The sequence below is a fragment of the Lancefieldella sp. genome, from assembly GCF_057237245.1.
Window position 1 is genome coordinate 27,527 of the sequence record NZ_DBHHJM010000001.1, and the last position, 18,244, is coordinate 45,770.

Consider the following 18,244-nt stretch of genomic DNA (forward strand, 5'->3'; position numbering starts at 1 on the left):
CTTTTTTAATCAAATTCATACACGACACCGTCTATTCTTGCCTTTGTCCAACTACCATTGAACCCTTAGGTCCACCGAAAGGAACATTTTTCTCAGTTCTAAAGAAGAGAAAACACCTCGAAATTACTTAACTAAATCTACAACACGCTCAGGATTTGCCATAAAGTCCAAGTGTTCTTCCCCTAATCGGAAGCTAATAATTTCCGATACGTGATAATCTTCTTTTATAATTTCGAAATATCCGTCATCTGGGCTATAACTTCCTAAATAACCATCAGCTAGGTACGGTGGCGGCCATCCACTTAACCCTAAGCCACAAAAACTTCTAACTAGACATCTATAATTTCTATTATGCATTTCTTGTAACAGCCCAGCGTTACTTGTTTGAATCCACATTTTTGGAGTTCCAAAATAAGACCCAATGGCGAATAGCCCCAAATCTTGCTCAACAGTACCAACAACCGTTTCTTGAGAGCTTATTACCCAATATAAATCTACATTCAACATAAGTAGGTTAGCTTGACTGACTCCTAAAAATGGGCCAGAAATAGTAGCAGTCTCTAAGTCAATATTTCCTGCGGATCCAAAATCAGACTTAAGACCATTTTTCTTATTCTCATATTGTTGCACAACATACTGAGCTGCCTGCTTTTTTAACTCTGGCAGTCTCATAGTATTCAGCTTAAAAAACCAGTTGTTAATCAGTAAGCCACAAATAACAAGAACTACCAATAATGACAGATCTTTTATAAACCTTTTTCTACGCTGCATCATCTGTCACCTCATTGGAGCTGCTTGTCGCAATTGACATAAGAATAACGACTAGATAGCTCTAATAATATTCTGTTCGAGTATGCTTTAGCAGTTCATCTGTCGGTTAATGGTTGCATTTCAGCGATGAATGAAAAAAATAAGAATGGCATAACAACACTTCATAGCTGCCATTCTTATTACAAATAACTCTATTGCTTGATTTGGTTTTAGAGATTGTGTTTCTTCATCCTTTGCTCAAAGAGCTCGTTGATAATCTTTGACATCTCTTCAACTTGTTGAGCACTAGGTTCATCCTCAAATGCAGCGTAAAGCTCTGGATACTCCCGAGCAATATACTCACAAGACTTACCTGTTGCGTGTCCACGAACAAAGAACGGAATACGCTTAATGTATTCTGGATTCACGAGTGCCAAGATCTTCTCGTCTGCTGTTTTACTCATGAGTTCCTCCCCTTGCATCTAACTTCTCATGTACAGTCGTGGAAGATTCTTCCCAAGCTTTGAGTTCTTCATAAATAGTTTCTGCCAAGTTCACAGAAACACCTTTTACCTGAGAGATATCCTCAACACTTGCAGCCTTTAAGCGCTTAAAAGAGCCAAAATGACGCATGATGTCTTTTTTGCGTTTAGGTCCTACACCAGGGATTTCGTCCAGAATAGAGACGGTCATTGCCTTATCTCTAAGCTCGCGATGGAAGGTAATCGCAAAACGGTGAGACTCATCACGGACTTGCTTGATGAGATACAAAGAAGCTGACCCCGTAGGCAACACAATTGGCGTGTCGTCCCAAGGTACAAAGACTTCCTCATCAGACTTAGCAAGGCCGCAGACAGGAATATCCAACCCCAGCTCATTAAGCTGATTGATTGCAGCAGTCAGCTGAGGCTTACCGCCATCAACTACCAGCAAATCAGGTCGTGAGCCAAAGCGTTCATCTGCCATACGCTCCGGACTGTATCTTCTGCCCAGGACCTCTGTCATTGAAACAAAGTCGTTAGCTTCATCAAGCTCAGCGCGGATCTTAAAGCGACGATACTGGCTTTTATCAGCCTTTCCGTTAGTAAAGACCACCATCGAGGCAACGGTAAAGTTACCGTGAAGCGTAGAAATATCAAAGCACTCAATGCGCAGCGGTGGTGCATCAAGCGCAAGTGCGCTTTCCAGCTGAAGAAGTGCCTGGTTAGTGCGGTCGTCGGCATAACCCGTGCGAATCATGTGGCGCATCAGTGCGTGACGAGCGTTAGCAGAAGCCATCTGGAGAAGACGGAACTTCTCGCCACGTTGTGGGTGATGAAGCACGCAGTTGTGGCCTCGTTTTTGCGTAAGCCACTCGGACAAAACCTCTGCGTCGAGAAGATCGATGGGCAGGTTAACCTCTGCGGGAATGTCAGCGGTTTCGTCGTAGTAGCGCTTTAGGAAGCCCGAGACCAGCTCTTCCTCGGAAACATCCAAGCCTTTGTCCAGGATAAACTCAACTGAACGTATGGTACGACCTTCTCGCACAACAAAAACGCAGGCAGCGGAGATAGTTTCTTCTCGGTAAATGCCAATGAGGTCAATATTGACCGAGGTAGGAAATGTGACTTGTTGGCGGTCATCAAGATCAGAGAGCGAAGTCAGACGGGACTTGAGCCTAGCTGCCTTCTCAAAATCCAGGTCAGCAGCAGCCTCTTGCATCTGATCTTTGAGCTCAGAGACAATCTCGGAACGATTTCCGCGGAGGAAGTTTTCTACCTGCCTGACGTTTTTTGCGTAGGAAACGGTATCAATGGCGCCCACGCACACGCCAGGTCCCTTGCCTACGTGGTAATCAAAGCAAGGACGTCCCTTCTTTGCCAGTAGCAAGTTAGCAACAGCCGCGCCATCAGGGTCTTTTTCCAGCAGGCGCTTAGCGCGCTTCCACTCTACGCACGTAGCGGAGCAGATAGACACTACTTTTCTGAGCGTCTCGATAGTCTGGCGAGCAGCGTAAGAATCGGTGTAGGGACCAAAATAGCGCGTACCCTTCTTGTGTTTCTCGCGCGTGTATTTAATTGCTGGGAAGGTATCAGACTCGGTAATGGCAATGTAGGGATAGCTCTTATCGTCTTTAAAGTCCACGTTGAAGTACGGACGATACTGAGCGATGAGATTGCGCTCCAACACCAGTGCTTCGTGCTCGTTTTCTACCACAATGTAGTCAAAACTGCGCACGACCTGCATCATCAGTGGAATTTTTGCGCGGTCGTCTTGAAGCGTGACATACTGCCTCATACGAGCGCGTAGGTTCTTGGCTTTTCCTACATAGATAACCTTGCCAGACCCATCTTTCCAGAGGTAGCAGCCTGGATCAGTTGGCACCTGATCAACCTGTTCCCTAATGGATACCAGGTCATCTGAGGGTTTAGAAGAAAACGACGGCGCAAGTCCTGGCGCCCCTGAAGGTACATAGCTGGGATCAAGGTTGTTCTGAGAGCTATCTTTACCGCTTTTTGCGCCGCTTCTGGCCATGCTATGACCTTACGCGAGAAACCAGTGAACGAAGCATGGCAGACTCTGGTGATTTGAGGAGGATTGCCAAGCCATAGGTAACCAAAACAGCTGGAATACCTGCAAAGATGCAATACAGCACGCCGTAAAGCGCTCGTCCATCTGGTACGCCAATGACTGCGCGCAGACCCACCATAATAAGAAGCGCTGCCGCTGATCCTGCCAGGCCAAAAAGAATTGAGCGAACAAACGCAAACACCATGGACTTAAGTCCAATCTGACCAAGGTGCTTACGCAGGCTGATCAACATAATGGTATCGATAACCACATAGAAGATGGCAGAGGTAGTTGCTACAAACATCATGCCAAAGTGAGAAGTACCCACCAGTAGCACCAAAACCTGTACGACAGAGCCGAGTGTTGCCGAAATAGCATAGAGTGTCATACGACGCATAGCAGAACAGACTTTTTGCAGGTACATGCCAATGCCATACAAAGGCAAAGCAAGCGACTGACCAATCAAGAATTGCTGGGTTAACAGCAGCTGATCTTCCGTAAACTTGCTTGCTCCAATAATAGAAACAAGAGGCATCGAGAAGATCATCAGATACATCATGAACGGCACCGTAAAGAAAAGAATCTGGTTGATACCGTGCTTGAAGTCCTTTTTGAACTGATCCATATTCTCTTTAGCCCAGCTATCAGACAGCTCGGTAAAGAGGGCTGTAGTAATAGGTACCGTCAAAATGGAATATGGCAGCGTGTACCAAAGGCGAGCGTACGCCGCAATGGAGGCGCCCGATGCAGAAACGCTGAGCTGCGAGCTTGTCTGAACCGACATAGTTACAAACGTGGCAACCACAACAATCAGAGCAGGCGCGCCTATCTTGAGCGTCTCTTTAAGTGCGGGGTCTTTGAGGTTAATTCTCCACGAGAGCTTAATTCCCTTGCGCTTAAGTGACGGTACCTGAATCAAAACCTGAATCAGAACGCCCAAAGGATTTCCCAGTGCAAGAATAAGAAGACCCAGCTCAGGGTTAGTGTTAACCAAGAAAGCATACGCAAAGAACGATGCTGTAGTCACAAAGTTATTAAAAATAGGAGCCGCGGCTGGCCAGAGGTAGTCTCGCTCTGCATTCAAAACACCAGAGAAAATAGTAGAGAAGCAGTACAGCATAACCTCAATGACAAAGAACCTAAAGAAGTACACTGCCAACGTTGGATCAAAATCAGCCCCTGCCGAGAAGGACTGTGTATACACCACTTCTGCGGCAAAGAAGAAGCCGAGAACAGCAACAAGACCTGTTGCAACAACAACAATGGAAAGTAGGTTGGAGGTATAGGCATTTGCCTCATCCTGTCCAACCTTCTTCTTAATAGAGAGATATACCGGCAAGAAAGCTGTAGTGAGCATTCCCGCACCAACAAGCTCGTAGAGCTGGTCAGGAAGGGTATTTGCAATGGAATAGCAGCTTGCAAGAACGGTTGCGCCCATAGCAAATGCCTGGGCCCAGGTTCTTAAAAAGCCCGTAATACGACTAATCAGAACAAGCACGCTCATCATAGAAGTAGAACGGCTCAAATCCTTCTGCTTAGAGGCGTCATCTTCATCGGCAGACACTTCTTCACTATAAGAGCTGTCTGAAACGGAGCTGTCCTCTGTAGCAAAAGCATCTTTTACTGCTAAGCCATTCTCCTCAGCAGCAACTTCCTCGAGCTTCTGGCTCACAATCTGCTCAAACGCCTCATCCTCAATTGGTTGATGAAACGTCTCTGGGACAACGATGTTGTCAACTACAGGAGGTTCTTCAAAGGTCTGGTCAAGAGCCTTGCTAAGAGTTTCTTCAGACAGGGTTCCGTCAGAAGATTCTGCTGAAAGTCGCATATGTTTGGGCTGATATGCCACTAGTGCACCTCGCGAACAATATCTGCAAACGTAGCCGATACAAATGAAGCTAGATCTTCTGGAGAAAGCGTTAAACTGAGTCCGCGTTTTCCACCAGAGATATGAATGAGCTCAAAAAGCTGAGCAGTCTCGTCAATTATAGTGGGAAACTGTCTCTTCATACCAACGGGAGTGCAGCCGCCACGAACATAACCCGTTAAGCCCTCAAGCTCTTTAACGGGCAGCATGGAAAGGTTCTTTTGACCGGATGCCGCTGCAGCCTTTTTAAGATCAAGCTCTTGGTCTACAGGAATACAACAGACCACATGCTCTCCGCTTGAAGATACACAGACAAGCGTTTTGAATGCAGCGTCTGGATCTTCTCCAAGCATCTCTGCAATATGAGTACCCAACTCTCCAGAAGGAACGTCTTCGTCTACCTCGTAAGATTGGAACTCGTAAGCAATATTGGCAGCATCAAGCTCCCTCATTGCATTTGTCTTTTGAACCTTTGCCGCTTTTCTCGCCATGTTATGCACGCTTCTTCTGAGCTTTTTTCTCTGCAGCTAGACGTGCGTTATCGCGGTCAAGAATCTCTTTAAGGAACTTGCCTGTGTGGCTTTCTGGCGTTGCCGCAACCTTTTCTGGTGTACCAGAAACAACTACGGTTCCACCGCCATCGCCACCTTCTGGGCCCATGTCAATAATACGGTCAGCCATCTTGATGACATCTAGGTTGTGCTCAATGACAAGAACGGTGTTGCCCGCATCAACAAGACGCTCCAGAACAACAATAAGCTGTCTGACATCCTCAAAATGAAGACCAGTTGTTGGCTCGTCCAGAATATAAAGAGTTTTACCAGTCTGCTGACGGTGAAGCTCTTTTGCAAGCTTGACGCGCTGTGCCTCGCCACCAGAAAGCGTGGTTGCAGGCTGACCAAGGTGAATGTAGCCAAGACCAACATCGTGGAGGGTCTGCAGCTTGTTCTTAATGCGAGGAATGTTTGCAAAGAACGCAAGCGCCTCATGAACCGTCATGTCAAGCACGTCAGAGACGGACTTGCCGTGGTAGAGGATCTCTAGCGTCTCGCGGTTATAACGCTTACCGTGGCAGACCTCACAAGGAACATAGACGTCAGGCAGGAAGTTCATCTCAATCTTAATCTGACCGTCGCCCTTACATGCCTCGCAGCGGCCTCCTTGGACGTTAAACGAGAAACGACCAGCTGAGTAGCCACGAGCACGGGACTCTGGGACTGAAGCGTACAGTGCACGCAGGTCATCCCAAAGGCCAATATAGGTTGCTGGGTTAGAACGAGGCGTTCTACCAATAGGACTCTGGTCAATATCAATGACCTTGTCGATAAGATCAACACCCTCGAGCTTTTTATACTCTCCCACCACACGCTTTGAATGCTGAACTGCGTTGGTAAGCGCGGGTGCAAGGGTATCGGTAACCAGAGAAGACTTACCAGAACCAGAAACGCCTGTGACTACCGTCAACGTGCCCAGCTCGATAGCGGCAGAAACGTTCTTAAGGTTGTTAGCGCTAGCTCCTGTAATCTTAATCTTTCCACGGCCAGGCTTACGACGAGCCTCTGGCAGCCTAATCTGCTTCTTTCCCGTGAGATACGCACCTGTGATGGAATCAGGGTTTTCAACAATCTCTTCTGGAGTGCCAGCAGCAACAACATGACCTCCAAGCTCACCAGCTCCGGGACCCATGTCAATGACGTAGTCAGCTGCACGAATGGTATCTTCATCGTGCTCGACAACAAGTACGGTATTACCGCGGTCTCTAAGCTGCTTAAGCGTCTCAATAAGACGGTTGTTGTCTCTTTGGTGAAGGCCAATAGAAGGCTCGTCCAGAATGTAAAGGACGCCCATAAGGCCAGCACCAATCTGAGTTGCCAAGCGAATACGCTGGGCTTCTCCACCAGAAAGTGATGCTGCTGCACGAGAAAGCGTGAGGTAGTCCAAGCCAACGTTTACCAAGAATTGCAGCCTTGCCACAATTTCTTTGACAATAGGACCTGCAATAACCTTCTGACGGTCAGTGATAGTCAACTGCTTAAAGAACTCCAGTGACTCCTTGCAAGAGAGTTCACAAACCTCCCAGATGTTCTTCTCGCCAACGGTGACAGAAAGAATTTCTGGCTTTAAGCGAGCTCCGTGGCAGGTTGTACAAGGCATCTCGCGAATGTACTTCTCAAGATGCGTCTTCATATTTTCTGAGGTGGTCTCTTGGTACTTGTCAAAAAGAATCTTTCTGACGCCGGAGAAGGTGGTAAACCAATGCGTATTGCGACCGTCACGCGTCTTGTAATCAACGCGAATCTTAGTAGAACCAAGACCGCCGAGAAGGGCGTCTTGCACCTTCTTGGGCAGCTTGTTCCAAGGTGTGGTATCAGATACGTCAAAATGCTTGCAGACTGCAGACAGAATCTGAGGATAGTAATTGGAGTGTCCAAAGAGGCTTCCAAAAACGCCCTCTGATACGGACAGTTTTGGATCAGCAATCAGTGCCGCAGCATCAATAATTTTACGAGTTCCTAGGCCATCGCAGTCAGGACAGGCGCCGTAAGGAGCGTTGAAGGAAAAATCGCGAGGCTGCAGGTCATCCATAGAGTGACCGTGAATAGGACAAGCAAGCGCCAGCGAATACTGCAGGAGCTCTTCTGGCATAGACTCTGGATTGGATTTATCGGCCAGGAGCAATATGCCTACCTTGCCCTGGGCAAGCTTAGTTGCCTGCTCAACGCCCTCAACAATGCGGCCCAAAGAATCAGGACGGATGACAATACGGTCAACGACAACCTCAATATCGTGCTTGAGCGTTTTACCCAGCGTAATTTCTTCATCAAGTTCACGGACTACGCCGTCAACACGAACGCGAGAAAATCCTTCTTTGCGCAGGTCCTCAAAGAGCTTGACGTATTCGCCCTTGCGGCCCAAAACAACAGGAGCTAGAACATAGGCTCTGCGTCCCTGGCCAGCCTCAAGAATTTTATCGGCAACCTGATCTGTTGTCTGGCGCTCAATAACACGTCCACACTCAGGGCAGTGAGGAGTACCCATACGAGCGTACAAAAGACGCAGATAATCATAGATTTCTGTAACAGTACCTACGGTAGAGCGAGGATTTCTAGAAGTTGTCTTCTGGTCAATAGATACAGCCGGAGAAAGACCGTCAATAGAGTCAAGGTCTGGCTTATCCATCTGTCCCAAGAACTGACGGGCATAGCTGGACAAGGACTCAACGTAGCGGCGCTGTCCCTCTGCGTAAATGGTGTCAAAGGCAAGGCTTGACTTGCCCGAACCAGAAAGTCCTGTAATAACTACCAGCTGATCACGAGGGATATCAATGTCAATATCTTGCAGGTTGTGCTCTCGAGCGCCACGGATAGCAATTTTGCTTGAAGCCATAGTTCCTCACATAACCAGTTTGACGTACGCATTTCTTTTGACACGCCTACTGCCAAACAATAGAAAACAACATCAGTACACAGATGCAATTTGTGCGTACTGATGTTCTAGTATACCCAAGATAGTGCTGCCAAAGCACGGCAAGCGTGCTTCCCTATTTAACACGAACCTTCATCACGGCCTTTTTAAGCTTAGAGCCAGATTTCTCCAGCGTGCAGCCTGGTTTGTGGGCATCTGATGGAGGTGTCACCAGAAAATCACCTGCGCGCAGAGTGACCCACGTCTCTTCCCCAGGATTGGTATAGGCGCCAAAATCAGCGTCAGCATTGAACTCACCCTTAAGAACACACTGCTTAAGAGGGGCAACAGCAATGCTTTCGGTGCCAGAAATAACTACGTGAATATCGGCGTAAATCTTATGAGCCTCATAGTCCTTCTCGCCAGGCAGAGCCGGCTCAAACTCCATGACGTTCACAAAAACGTTATCTCCATCAATTTCTGTCTTGCCTAAAGGCAGCTCGTCCAGATTGTGTGTTGCCAAAAACTCCGCAGCACAAGCCATATATTTCTGACCAAAGTCATTCTCAGATAAATGTTTAATTGACGAGAAAATCATGTGAACCTCCTACGTTCAGCTAAAGTGCGCCGAAAAGATTATAGCTATCTCGTTTGCCATAAACTTCTATGGGTAGAATTAAGTAGTTACTGCATACAACTGCTACATAAGGAGAGATATGGCAGACGTAGATATTGATCGTGAGGCGCTTCGCAAAGAGATTGACGCTGCACTTCACGGCAAAAAGAAAGAGCCTCAGCCACCAGCGGGTTTTGAACTTAATCAGCACTCAAGCGTGAAACACGTTATTGGCGTTGTTTCCGGTAAGGGCGGCGTTGGCAAGTCTTTTGTCACCGGCATTCTTGCAACTAACCTTGCTCGCGCAGGTAAGCGCGTTGGTATTCTTGACGGTGATATTACCGGTCCTTCAATTCCTCGCATGTTTGGCATCTCTGATGAGCGCTCTTATGGCGTTGAAGAGCAGCTTATTCCAATCGAGGATGCAAACGGTATCAAGATCATGAGCGCCAACCTGGTGCTTCAGAACGAGACCGATCCTGTTCTCTGGAGAGGTCCTGTTGTTGCTGGTGCTATCCAGCAGTTCTACAGCCAGTGCAACTGGGGCGACCTTGATTATCTGCTGATTGATATGCCTCCAGGAACAGGCGATGTTGCCCTGACAGTATTCCAGTCCCTCCCTGTTGAGGGTGTTGTGATTGTTTCTTCTCCACAAGATCTTGTTCAGATGGTTGTGGGCAAGGCAGTGCGCATGGCGGAAATGATGCATGTACCTGTACTTGGTTTGATTGAGAACATGGCATATATCACCTGCCCTCACTGTGATGAGCGCATTGAGCCTTACGGTCCATCAAAGCTTGCCGAGACCGCAGCGGCATTTAACCTCAAGCCTTTAGGACAGCTTCCTATGGATGCAACCTTTGCGCAGATTGCCGATAAGGGAACCTTTAGCACCGAGCTTCCTAAAGGTCTTGTCCCTGACGCTACACAAAGCGTTCTTGACCTGTAAGTTCTAGCTTCTAGAACTTACACAATACAAAAGGTAATTCTTACTATGGCTCAAACAACGCGCGTTAAAGAACGCCAAGCAGCACAAGCTCAGCGCATCAAGCAGGCTCAGGCATTTCTGGTGCCAGACTACATTGATGTTGCAATTCTTGGTGGTGGCGCAGCAGGACTCTGCGCTGCCATCACTGCTGCCGAAGCTCTTGGCGCCAACAAGCACGTTGTTGTCTTTGAAAAAGCACTGGAGAGCGGCAGGACTATCCTGGCAACAGGCGGCGGTCGCTGCAACTTCACCAATGCAGATTTGAGCTTTGAGAATTTTTCTCATCCAGAGTTTGTTCAGGATGTCTGCAAAAACAAGGACACGTTTCTTGCAGACATCCTGGCTTTCTTTAGGTCCAGCGGCCTTGCTTGGGCAACAGAAGACGAAGGCAGAATGTACCCTCTTACCAGGCAAGCAAGCTCCATCCAATCATTGCTGCTCAAGCGAGCCCAAAAAGCCGGTGTTCAATTTGCCCTGGGGCGAGAAGTAACGTTAGTCAAGCCACAGCGCAACAACTTCATCGTTGCCTTCAAAGAGTGCTTTGCTGGCGAGAAAACCTATGAGATCCATGCTTCATCGGTAGTTCTAGCTACTGGTGGGCTCACAACCACCAAACTTGCTGAAAGCCTTCAGCTGCAGACCACCTCACTGCGACCAGGACTCTGTGCACTCACTTGCACTCCTCAGCCTCCAACAAGCCTTGATGGAAAGCGCGTACGAGCACATGCATCTCTTGTAAGAAACGGCGCTGTGCTCAAACAGGAATCTGGCGAGCTACTTTTTAGGTCATTTGGACTCTCGGGCATCATGATTTTCAACTTGTCTCGCACTGCTCTACCTGGTGACGTGCTTGAGATTGACCTTCTCCCTCAGCTTACGGAAGAGGAAGTTACAGCAGCTGTAGAAGCTCACACCACTGACGGTCTTCTCGACCCACAGATTGCTGCTTACCTGGGTACCAATAATCCAGTTGAAATCACGATTGCCAAAGCTCACAAAATGACTTTTACCGTTACCGGGGCATCTTCCAAAGTTGTTCCACAGGTCTGTATTGGTGGAATTTCCATCGATCAAGTGGACACAAATACTCTTGAAGCACACGGTGTTCCTGGTCTGTTTATCGCAGGAGAAGCTCTTGATATTGACGCTCAATGCGGCGGCTTTAACCTCTCGTGGGCGTGGAAGAGCGGTATGGTTGCCGGTCTGGCTGCCGCAAAAAGTGCTGATCAGAATTGCGAATCTTTGAAAGAGGACAACTAACATGCTGGAAGTATCAAACATTAAAGTTCATGTTGCGCCTCTTCGTAAGCATCCTGCTAAAGAATCAAAGGTGGGTTTTGACGCGCTTCTACGTACCCTCCGAGTTTCTGCAGATGAGATTACCTCATATGAGCTGCATAAACGCTCAATTGATGCACGTAAAAGCAACGATATTGTTCTTATCCTCACCTATCACGTAAACCTTAAAGGTGGGTCTACAGCGGAACAAAAACTTCTGAGCAAGATTCAAGGTAGGCCTGCAGCAAAGCATATCAAGCTTGCAGAGCCAAATACTTTTGTGCTCCCCAAAGCAACGCAACCTGCTCCTTCAGAGAACCGTCCCGTTGTTGTAGGAGCTGGATGTGCAGGCCTGTTTTGTGCACTGACGCTTGCCAAAGCTGGCCTTAATCCCCTGCTCATCGAACGTGGAGATGACGCAACGAGAAGAACTGCTGCAGTGGAGCATCACAACCAAACTGGTCAGCTAGATCTTGAGAGCAACATCCAGTTTGGCCTTGGTGGTGCCGGCACGTTTTCTGATGGAAAACTAAACACGGGAACAAAGAGTGCTTCTCATCGCTTTATTCTTGAAACTTTTGTTAAGGCGGGCGCACAGAAAAATATTTTGTGGGACGCAAAACCCCACGTAGGAAGTGATGTTCTTCCCACCGTTGTGACCAACATTGTCAAAATGATCGAAGACGCTGGCGGAACTGTTGCGTTTAGGACAAAGCTCACCTCCCTAGAGCGAACCTCAGATGGCTCTCTTTCTGCAATTCAGGTTGAAAGAACCACTCCAGACGGTTCAGTTCAAACTGAAACCATACAGACTCGCACGGTGATTCTTGCAACTGGACACTCAAGTAGAGACACATATGTCATGCTCAAAGACAAGGGAATCTCCATGGAGAGAAAAACCTTTGCCATGGGCGTGCGAATTGAGCACCTTCAGTCTCAAATCAACAAATCACTCTATGGTCCTGAAGCGACCAATTCTGTACTAGGAGCGGCACCCTACAAGCTTTCTGTTCACCTTCCCTCTGGTAGAAGTGCCTTCTCGTTCTGTATGTGTCCTGGTGGCTATGTTGTTTCTGCAGCTAGCGAGAAGGGCGGCGTAGTCACAAATGGCATGAGTCTGTCTGATCGCGCAGGGCAAAACGCTAACTCTGGTCTCTTGGCTAACGTCTATCCAGACGATCTTCCAGGAGATGACGTACTTGCTGGAATCGAACTACAACGCAGCTGCGAACAAGCGACCTTTAAAGCGGGCGGCGGCTCTTATGTTGCTCCTGCTCAGCTGGTTGGTGACTTCCTTCACAAGAAAGCTTCTACTGGACCGCGTTCGGTAAAACCAACCTACCCACGTGGTGTTACCTGGACCTCACTTGAAGACTGTCTTCCATCCTACGTCTTACAAACCTTGCGAGAAGCCCTTCCGATCATGGATAAAAAGCTTCATGGCTTTGCTCACCCCGATGCTGTTCTTACAGGCGTTGAAACAAGATCAAGCTCTCCTGTAAGGATTACCCGCGATGAAACAGGGCAAAGCGTTAACACTCCAGGTGTATGGCCTGTAGGAGAAGGCGCTGGCTACGCAGGTGGCATTATGAGCGCCGCAGCTGATGGCATTAGGATGGCCGAGCTTATAGTTGAGCACTACAACAGGGCTTAATGTTTGCCTCTGTAACGCCTACGAGTTGCGTGGGCGCTGCCCTTTCTCGCACCAGTTTTAAGCCTCTTGATAACATCATCTGAGGTAGTGCCTTCAAGCTGGCTTCTAATGGCAACAATCTGATCTCTGAGTTCTGCTGCATGCTCATAATCCATAGATGCAGATGCCTCTGCCATCTCTGCTTCCATACCAGAAAGCATTGCTTCAACCTCTGTACGAGGAAGATTTTGTAGCTCTTCAGCAAGCAACTCTGCAGGCATTTCAAGAATTGATTCTTGCTGCTCTTCTAAAGAGTCTTCATCATCTGAGGCGGTGTAGAACTCTCCATTTTTGCGCTTGCGTTTATCAATGTTCTCTGATGCCTCGGCAATAAAACCTGCAATATCTGTAATAGATTTCTTAACAGTTTTAGGTACAATACCGTGCTCTTTGTTAAACGCTTCTTGAAGTTCTCGCCGCCTTCTTGTCTCATCAATGGCAATACGCATGGAATCTGTGATTTTATCGGCGTACATAATGACCTGGCCAGAAGCGTTTCTTGCTGCTCTACCCATAGTCTGAATAAGAGACCTTCTGTTTCTTAAAAAGCCCTCTTTATCTGCGTCAAGAATAGCTACGAGAGAAACCTCTGGAATATCAAGTCCTTCTCGCAAAAGGTTAATTCCAACAAGCACGTCAATTTTTCCCTGACGCAAATCTCTAATGATTTCTACACGGTCAAGCGTAGCTGTATCTGAGTGCATGTAGTTGACTTTAATGCCCTCATCTAACAGGTGATCTGTAAGATCTTCTGCCATTCTTTTAGTAAGCGTGGTAACAAGAACGCGCTCTTTTTTTGCCACACGCTCTTTGACCTCTGAGATAAGGTCATCAATCTGACCCCTTACCGGTCTAACGTCAATCTTTGGATCTAGGAGGCCTGTTGGGCGAATAATCTGCTCAACCTGTTGCTGAGCAACCGTCTCTTCATAGTCTCCAGGAGTTGCGGAAACGTAAATGAACTGCGGGATGCGTCCTTCAAACTCATCAAATCTGAGAGGCCTGTTATCAAGTGCAGAAGGAAGTCTAAATCCGTGGTCTACCAGCGTAACCTTACGAGATCTATCACCCTCATACATACCTCTAATCTGAGGAACCGTAACGTGTGACTCATCGATAATGCAAATCATATCTTTAGGGAAATAATCAATGAGCGTATAAGGAGGCTCACCTGGAGCACGACCATCCAAATGGCGCGAATAGTTCTCAATGCCATTGCAATAACCCATGGTCTCAAGCATCTCTAAGTCATAGTTTGTTCTCTGAGCAAGACGCTGAGCTTCTAGTAATTTATCGTTTTCTTTAAGCTCTTTAACACGAGCTTCCAACTCTTCAGAAATGGTTGTAAGTGCGTGGGTAATCTTTGGACGCTCAGTAACATAGTGAGATGCTGGCCAAATTGGAATAGCATCAAACTCTCTAAGCACTTCTCCCGTTACATTACTAACCTCTGAAATGCTTTCTACTTCATCGCCAAAGAACTCAATACGCAGCGGGTTTTCTGCATATGGCGGGAACACATCAACAACGTCTCCACGCACCCTAAACATACCGCGCTGCAGATCATAATCATTTCTATCGTACTGAACATCAATAAGATCTTTAATAAAATCATCACGCTCAAGAGGAACAGATTTGTCTATATTAGGAGCAAGACCTGCATAGTCTTGAGGACTGCCAATACCGTAAATACACGATACAGATGCCACAACAATGACATCACGCCTAGACAAAAGCGACGAAGTTGCCTGGTGACGGAGCTTCTCCACCTCTTCATTAATGGAAGCATCTTTTTCTATGTACGTATCTGATTGCGGAACATATGCTTCTGGCTGGTAGTAGTCATAGTACGAGACAAAATACACAACAGCGTTGTTAGGAAAGAGCTCTTTCATCTCTGAAGCAACCTGAGCAGCCAGTGTTTTATTTGGCTCCATAATAAGCGTGGGGCGGTTGAGCTTCTCGATAGTTTTAGCCATAGAGAAGGTCTTACCCGAACCCGTAACACCTAAAAGCGTCTGGTACCTGAGCCCGTCTTCAATTCCTTGGGCAAGCTTTTCTATTGCCTGTGGCTGGTCACCTGCAGGTTCAAAAGGAGATACTACCTGAAGCTTCTCTTCTCCTGCTTCACGACCAAATCGGCGCAGTTCAGCACCTATATATTCTTTATGTTGATCTTCAGCATGAGATGCATCCATGAGATTCTCCTTTTCTTGTGAAAGTAGTATACCCCACTTCTCAAAACTGAAACACTTGTTCTATACTATTTATAAATTGCAGTATAGTTTCAAAGTGTGACGGGTAATAAATACATTACCTATATGCGTTAAACTAGCATTTAAATAAACAAGTTACATCAGATAAAGGAGATACCTTGGGCGTCTCAGATCTTTTCTCGCTAAATAAAGCTTCAAAGCAACCTCAGGGTTCTACCCTAGAGAATATTTTGCTGCGCTCAAATAATGTCATTGCCGCTCTTAAAGACCTTGTTGCAAACAATCAGATTGCAGAGGCTGGTCTTCAAGAGATGCTGATGCGCTCTAAGAATCTCGAGAATACCAATCTGCCCAAGGGCGATGTTCATAAGCTAGACAGAACGGGTCGCTGGTGGTTCAACGCCAACACAATGGAGTGTGCTCCAGAAGAGTACGACGCATTTATTGCAACTGAAGCAATCCTCAACATTTCACAAGATGTTGAAGCCCTAAAGAATACACATGCTTCTGAGACAGATCTTCAGCTTGTTCGCACCACCCTCTCGCAGGTAGCAAGTCTCATGCCCAAGTCAGCTTCTCTTTCTGAGCAAGTTGCTCCTTTTAGCGGTAACGCTGATGGTAGCTCAGACTGGATGAAGCGTCTCTGGTTTGCCAACTATGTTGAGAACACGCCTTTCCCTTTTAGGATGGTATACAACTTCTCTTACAATCCACAACTTGATATTTTGGTATTCGAGTTCTTTGTAGCTCGTCCTCGCTGCTTTAGTTTCTTATCTGCAGAAAAGGCAGAGCAAATTGCAGCGGCGCGCGCTTACGCGCTGCGCACTTCTCTTTGCGTAGCTCGTATGGCACTTCAAAGCTGCAAAATCTCTCGCGTCTGTATCAACGGCAGCTTGCGCGGAGAAGAACGCATTGTCTTATCCATGGACCTAAACGAGGATGCTCTTGCTCGCCTGCTGCCTACTGCAGCAAACACTCAAATTGACGGCAACAGCTTCCCACAAGATCCGGCGCTCAGAGTTTCTTTTGACTCTGAAGGTTGGTTTAGCGAGGTTGAGCCTTTTATGAAGCCAACAGACGAGTGGGTGTCTCCTCGTAGCTTCTTTGAAATGCCAGACCTTTCTGATCGCCCCTGCTCGCCAGCAGTTACTGCTGTTTGTGGAGCACAAAAGGTGAGTGACCTTGGCTATTCTGAGGCATCTCATCGCATTAGGCTTTGGAACACCACTCTCAACAACATCCCAAAAGATGCCTCTACCGCAGATGCAGTTGGTAAATTTGAGGAAGCAAAAGCTTCAACTTCTGATATTTACGCCATTGAAGGCTTTGATAGAGTCATCCATGGCCTTGTTGAGGGCACTATTGATTTCTCGGACAGAAGGTCTATGGCCGAGAAATTCCTCTTTGGTTCGCCTTTGCAAAAAACGCTTCAATCCATAAATAACATTATGGATGGAGAGCCAGATGCAGACGCTCTAGAAAAGGTGCTTGCAGAGCTTGAGTCTCAGGTTTCACCAACCCTTGATATGGGTCTGTATCTGGATGACTCTGATTCTATCTACAGATATTTTGATTCCCTCTCAGAGCGCGTAGCTTATAACCTTGCATTCCCCAATGAGCCAAGAAAACTGGTGCTTATTCCAGACACCTATTTTATGTCTTTAGCAAGAATGGCTCGCGCCTACAACCTGCTTGAGCAGCCAGAAAAAGCAGAGCGTTATGCACAAGAGGCCCACAGAATTTCTCCTTTGGGCGTTGATGCAACGCTGCTATTGGTAAGAACATTAGAAGACCAGTCAAAAGTCTTTGAAGCTGCAAAGCTGCTCAAAGACCTTATCGAGCACCTTTTCTCCGCATCAGATGTTGCGCTAGTGTACTATCGCCTAGCCTATATGGAGTGGAAGCTGGGACGCTCTGATCTTTGTGCAGCTTGCTATCAAATGGCTATGATCATCGGCGGTAGTGTTGCTCAACCTGCAAAAGAAGAGCTTGAAGACCTTCTCAAGGCAGACTCTTCTGTTAAGAAACTAGATACTCCTCAAGAGGTTTTCTCGTTCCTTAAGCAAAATGGTGTTCCTGTCTTTGACCAGAAAGCTGTGTTTAACAAGGCAGTTGCTATTGGCAGCGCTTGTGTAAACGATGGCATTTATTGTGTTGGTCAAAACATGCTCAAGAACTGCCTAGAGATTACCTTTGATGATGCAGCTGCCAAGGTAGAGAGTTCATTGAGAACACCCTTCTAAAGGCCGCGCTCAAAAGCTATGCCCTATTACTCAGAGCTTTGGTTGAACCGAGCGTTTAGCCAAAGCTCTACCTGTGCTTTAAGGTCGTCTAGTCCCTCAGAGTTCACAAATACCGTATCCGCCTGATTACGCAAATACGTATCGGAAGGCTGATGAGCTATACGCTGCTCAAACTCCTGGCGAGAAGATCCTCGCTGTTCAGCGCGCTCTGCTCTGAGCTCTAATGGTGCTACAACAACGACAACCTCATCGACTAGCTCAAGCAAGTCTTCAACGCGATCGAGTAACGGAACCTCTACAAAGCAGAACTGAGCATCTGCACAAGGAGCCTCTTTTGTCAGGAATTGACGCATATATTCCCTGATAAAAGGCATTTCTAGATCTTCTAAGAGCTCAGCTGATTCACTGGTAGCAAAAGCTCTACGGCCAAGCTCTCGCCTATTAATCTCGTGAGTAACAGGATCTAGCAAATCGTTTCCAAAAGCCTCTGCCACGCGATACGTACATTCGCATCCAGGGCGTAAAAGCTTTCGAGAAACCTCATCAAGGTCAAAGCGCAGACCACCTGCCGCTTCAAACATTTTAGAAACAGTTGATTTGCCAGACGCCATTCCGCCGGCGAGAATTACCTTGTACAT

The 18,244-nt window shown here is 47.1% G+C and carries 13 protein-coding genes; 4 read left to right on the forward strand and 9 right to left on the reverse strand.

From position 1 onward, the window contains the following. Window positions 1-123 precede the first annotated feature (123 nt). From ACO5GU_RS00120 to ACO5GU_RS00150, 7 genes are all read right to left on the reverse strand, one after another. Window positions 124-774 (reverse strand): hypothetical protein, encoded by a 651-nt coding sequence (locus tag ACO5GU_RS00120; protein ID WP_484929453.1) that lies wholly within the window; start codon window positions 772-774, stop codon window positions 124-126. 206 nt (window positions 775-980) lie between these two features. Next, a complete protein-coding gene (locus ACO5GU_RS00125) occupies window positions 981-1,214 on the reverse strand; it encodes a hypothetical protein (RefSeq protein ID WP_311409412.1) in 234 nt (77 codons plus the stop codon). After that, window positions 1,207-3,264 (reverse strand): excinuclease ABC subunit UvrC, encoded by a 2,058-nt coding sequence (gene uvrC, locus ACO5GU_RS00130; protein ID WP_484929455.1) that lies wholly within the window; start codon window positions 3,262-3,264, stop codon window positions 1,207-1,209. Before uvrC ends, ACO5GU_RS00125 begins: the two co-directional genes overlap by 8 nt. A 1-nt stretch (window position 3,265) precedes the next feature. Then, window positions 3,266-5,149, reverse strand: a complete 1,884-nt coding sequence (gene murJ / locus ACO5GU_RS00135; RefSeq protein WP_484889839.1) for a murein biosynthesis integral membrane protein MurJ — start codon at window positions 5,147-5,149, stop codon at window positions 3,266-3,268. After that, window positions 5,149-5,658, reverse strand: coding sequence for a Cys-tRNA(Pro) deacylase (gene ybaK, locus ACO5GU_RS00140; RefSeq protein WP_484813895.1), 510 nt, complete (start codon window positions 5,656-5,658; stop codon window positions 5,149-5,151). Before ybaK ends, murJ begins: the two co-directional genes overlap by 1 nt. Before the next feature lies 1 nt (window position 5,659). After that, on the reverse strand, window positions 5,660-8,554 hold the full coding sequence (gene uvrA / locus ACO5GU_RS00145) for an excinuclease ABC subunit UvrA (protein WP_484881543.1): 2,895 nt from the start codon (window positions 8,552-8,554) through the stop codon (window positions 5,660-5,662). 154 nt (window positions 8,555-8,708) lie between these two features. Further along, complete coding sequence (locus ACO5GU_RS00150; protein WP_484929458.1) at window positions 8,709-9,170, reverse strand: NanQ anomerase/TabA/YiaL family protein; 462 nt, start codon at window positions 9,168-9,170, stop codon at window positions 8,709-8,711. A 118-nt stretch (window positions 9,171-9,288) separates the two neighbouring features. On the opposite strand from ACO5GU_RS00150, the gene ACO5GU_RS00155 reads away from it, so the two are divergent. The 3 genes from ACO5GU_RS00155 to ACO5GU_RS00165 are packed head-to-tail and all read left to right on the forward strand — an operon-like array spanning window position 9,289 to window position 13,108. Then, window positions 9,289-10,137: an Mrp/NBP35 family ATP-binding protein gene (locus tag ACO5GU_RS00155; protein ID WP_484847940.1), complete on the forward strand. Its 849-nt coding sequence runs from the start codon at window positions 9,289-9,291 to the stop codon at window positions 10,135-10,137. A 45-nt stretch (window positions 10,138-10,182) separates the two neighbouring features. Beyond that, window positions 10,183-11,436, forward strand: a complete 1,254-nt coding sequence (locus tag ACO5GU_RS00160) for an NAD(P)/FAD-dependent oxidoreductase (protein WP_484897109.1) — start codon at window positions 10,183-10,185, stop codon at window positions 11,434-11,436. A 1-nt stretch (window position 11,437) separates the two neighbouring features. Beyond that, entirely contained in the window at window positions 11,438-13,108 is a 1,671-nt protein-coding gene (locus ACO5GU_RS00165; RefSeq protein ID WP_484929461.1) for an NAD(P)/FAD-dependent oxidoreductase, read from the forward strand. Here the strand turns inward: ACO5GU_RS00165 and uvrB are convergent. Further along, window positions 13,105-15,345: an excinuclease ABC subunit UvrB gene (gene uvrB / locus ACO5GU_RS00170; RefSeq protein WP_484929463.1), complete on the reverse strand. Its 2,241-nt coding sequence runs from the start codon at window positions 15,343-15,345 to the stop codon at window positions 13,105-13,107. The genes ACO5GU_RS00165 and uvrB overlap by 4 nt on opposite strands. 176 nt (window positions 15,346-15,521) lie before the next feature. Between uvrB and ACO5GU_RS00175 the strand changes: the two genes are divergently transcribed. Further along, window positions 15,522-17,606, forward strand: a complete 2,085-nt coding sequence (locus tag ACO5GU_RS00175; RefSeq protein WP_484929465.1) for a hypothetical protein — start codon at window positions 15,522-15,524, stop codon at window positions 17,604-17,606. Between the two features lie 26 nt (window positions 17,607-17,632). Here the strand turns inward: ACO5GU_RS00175 and coaE are convergent, their stop codons facing one another. After that, window positions 17,633-18,244, reverse strand: coding sequence for a dephospho-CoA kinase (gene coaE, locus ACO5GU_RS00180; RefSeq protein WP_484845113.1), 612 nt, complete (start codon window positions 18,242-18,244; stop codon window positions 17,633-17,635).

Bases quoted from the DNA above. Each gene is read 5' to 3' on its own strand.
- ACO5GU_RS00150 (WP_484929458.1), bottom strand. From the start codon at position 9,170: ATGATTTTCTCGTCAATTAAACATTTATCTGAGAATGACTTTGGTCAG.
- ACO5GU_RS00165 (WP_484929461.1), top strand. From the start codon at position 11,438: ATGCTGGAAGTATCAAACATTAAAGTTCATGTTGCGCCTCTTCGTAAG.
- uvrC (WP_484929455.1), bottom strand. From the start codon at position 3,264: ATGGCCAGAAGCGGCGCAAAAAGCGGTAAAGATAGCTCTCAGAACAAC.
- coaE (WP_484845113.1), bottom strand. From the start codon at position 18,244: ATGTACAAGGTAATTCTCGCCGGCGGAATGGCGTCTGGCAAATCAACT.
- uvrB (WP_484929463.1), bottom strand. From the start codon at position 15,345: ATGGATGCATCTCATGCTGAAGATCAACATAAAGAATATATAGGTGCT.
- ACO5GU_RS00125 (WP_311409412.1), bottom strand. From the start codon at position 1,214: ATGAGTAAAACAGCAGACGAGAAGATCTTGGCACTCGTGAATCCAGAA.
- ybaK (WP_484813895.1), bottom strand. From the start codon at position 5,658: ATGGCGAGAAAAGCGGCAAAGGTTCAAAAGACAAATGCAATGAGGGAG.
- ACO5GU_RS00120 (WP_484929453.1), bottom strand. From the start codon at position 774: ATGATGCAGCGTAGAAAAAGGTTTATAAAAGATCTGTCATTATTGGTA.
- ACO5GU_RS00160 (WP_484897109.1), top strand. From the start codon at position 10,183: ATGGCTCAAACAACGCGCGTTAAAGAACGCCAAGCAGCACAAGCTCAG.
- ACO5GU_RS00155 (WP_484847940.1), top strand. From the start codon at position 9,289: ATGGCAGACGTAGATATTGATCGTGAGGCGCTTCGCAAAGAGATTGAC.
- uvrA (WP_484881543.1), bottom strand. From the start codon at position 8,554: ATGGCTTCAAGCAAAATTGCTATCCGTGGCGCTCGAGAGCACAACCTG.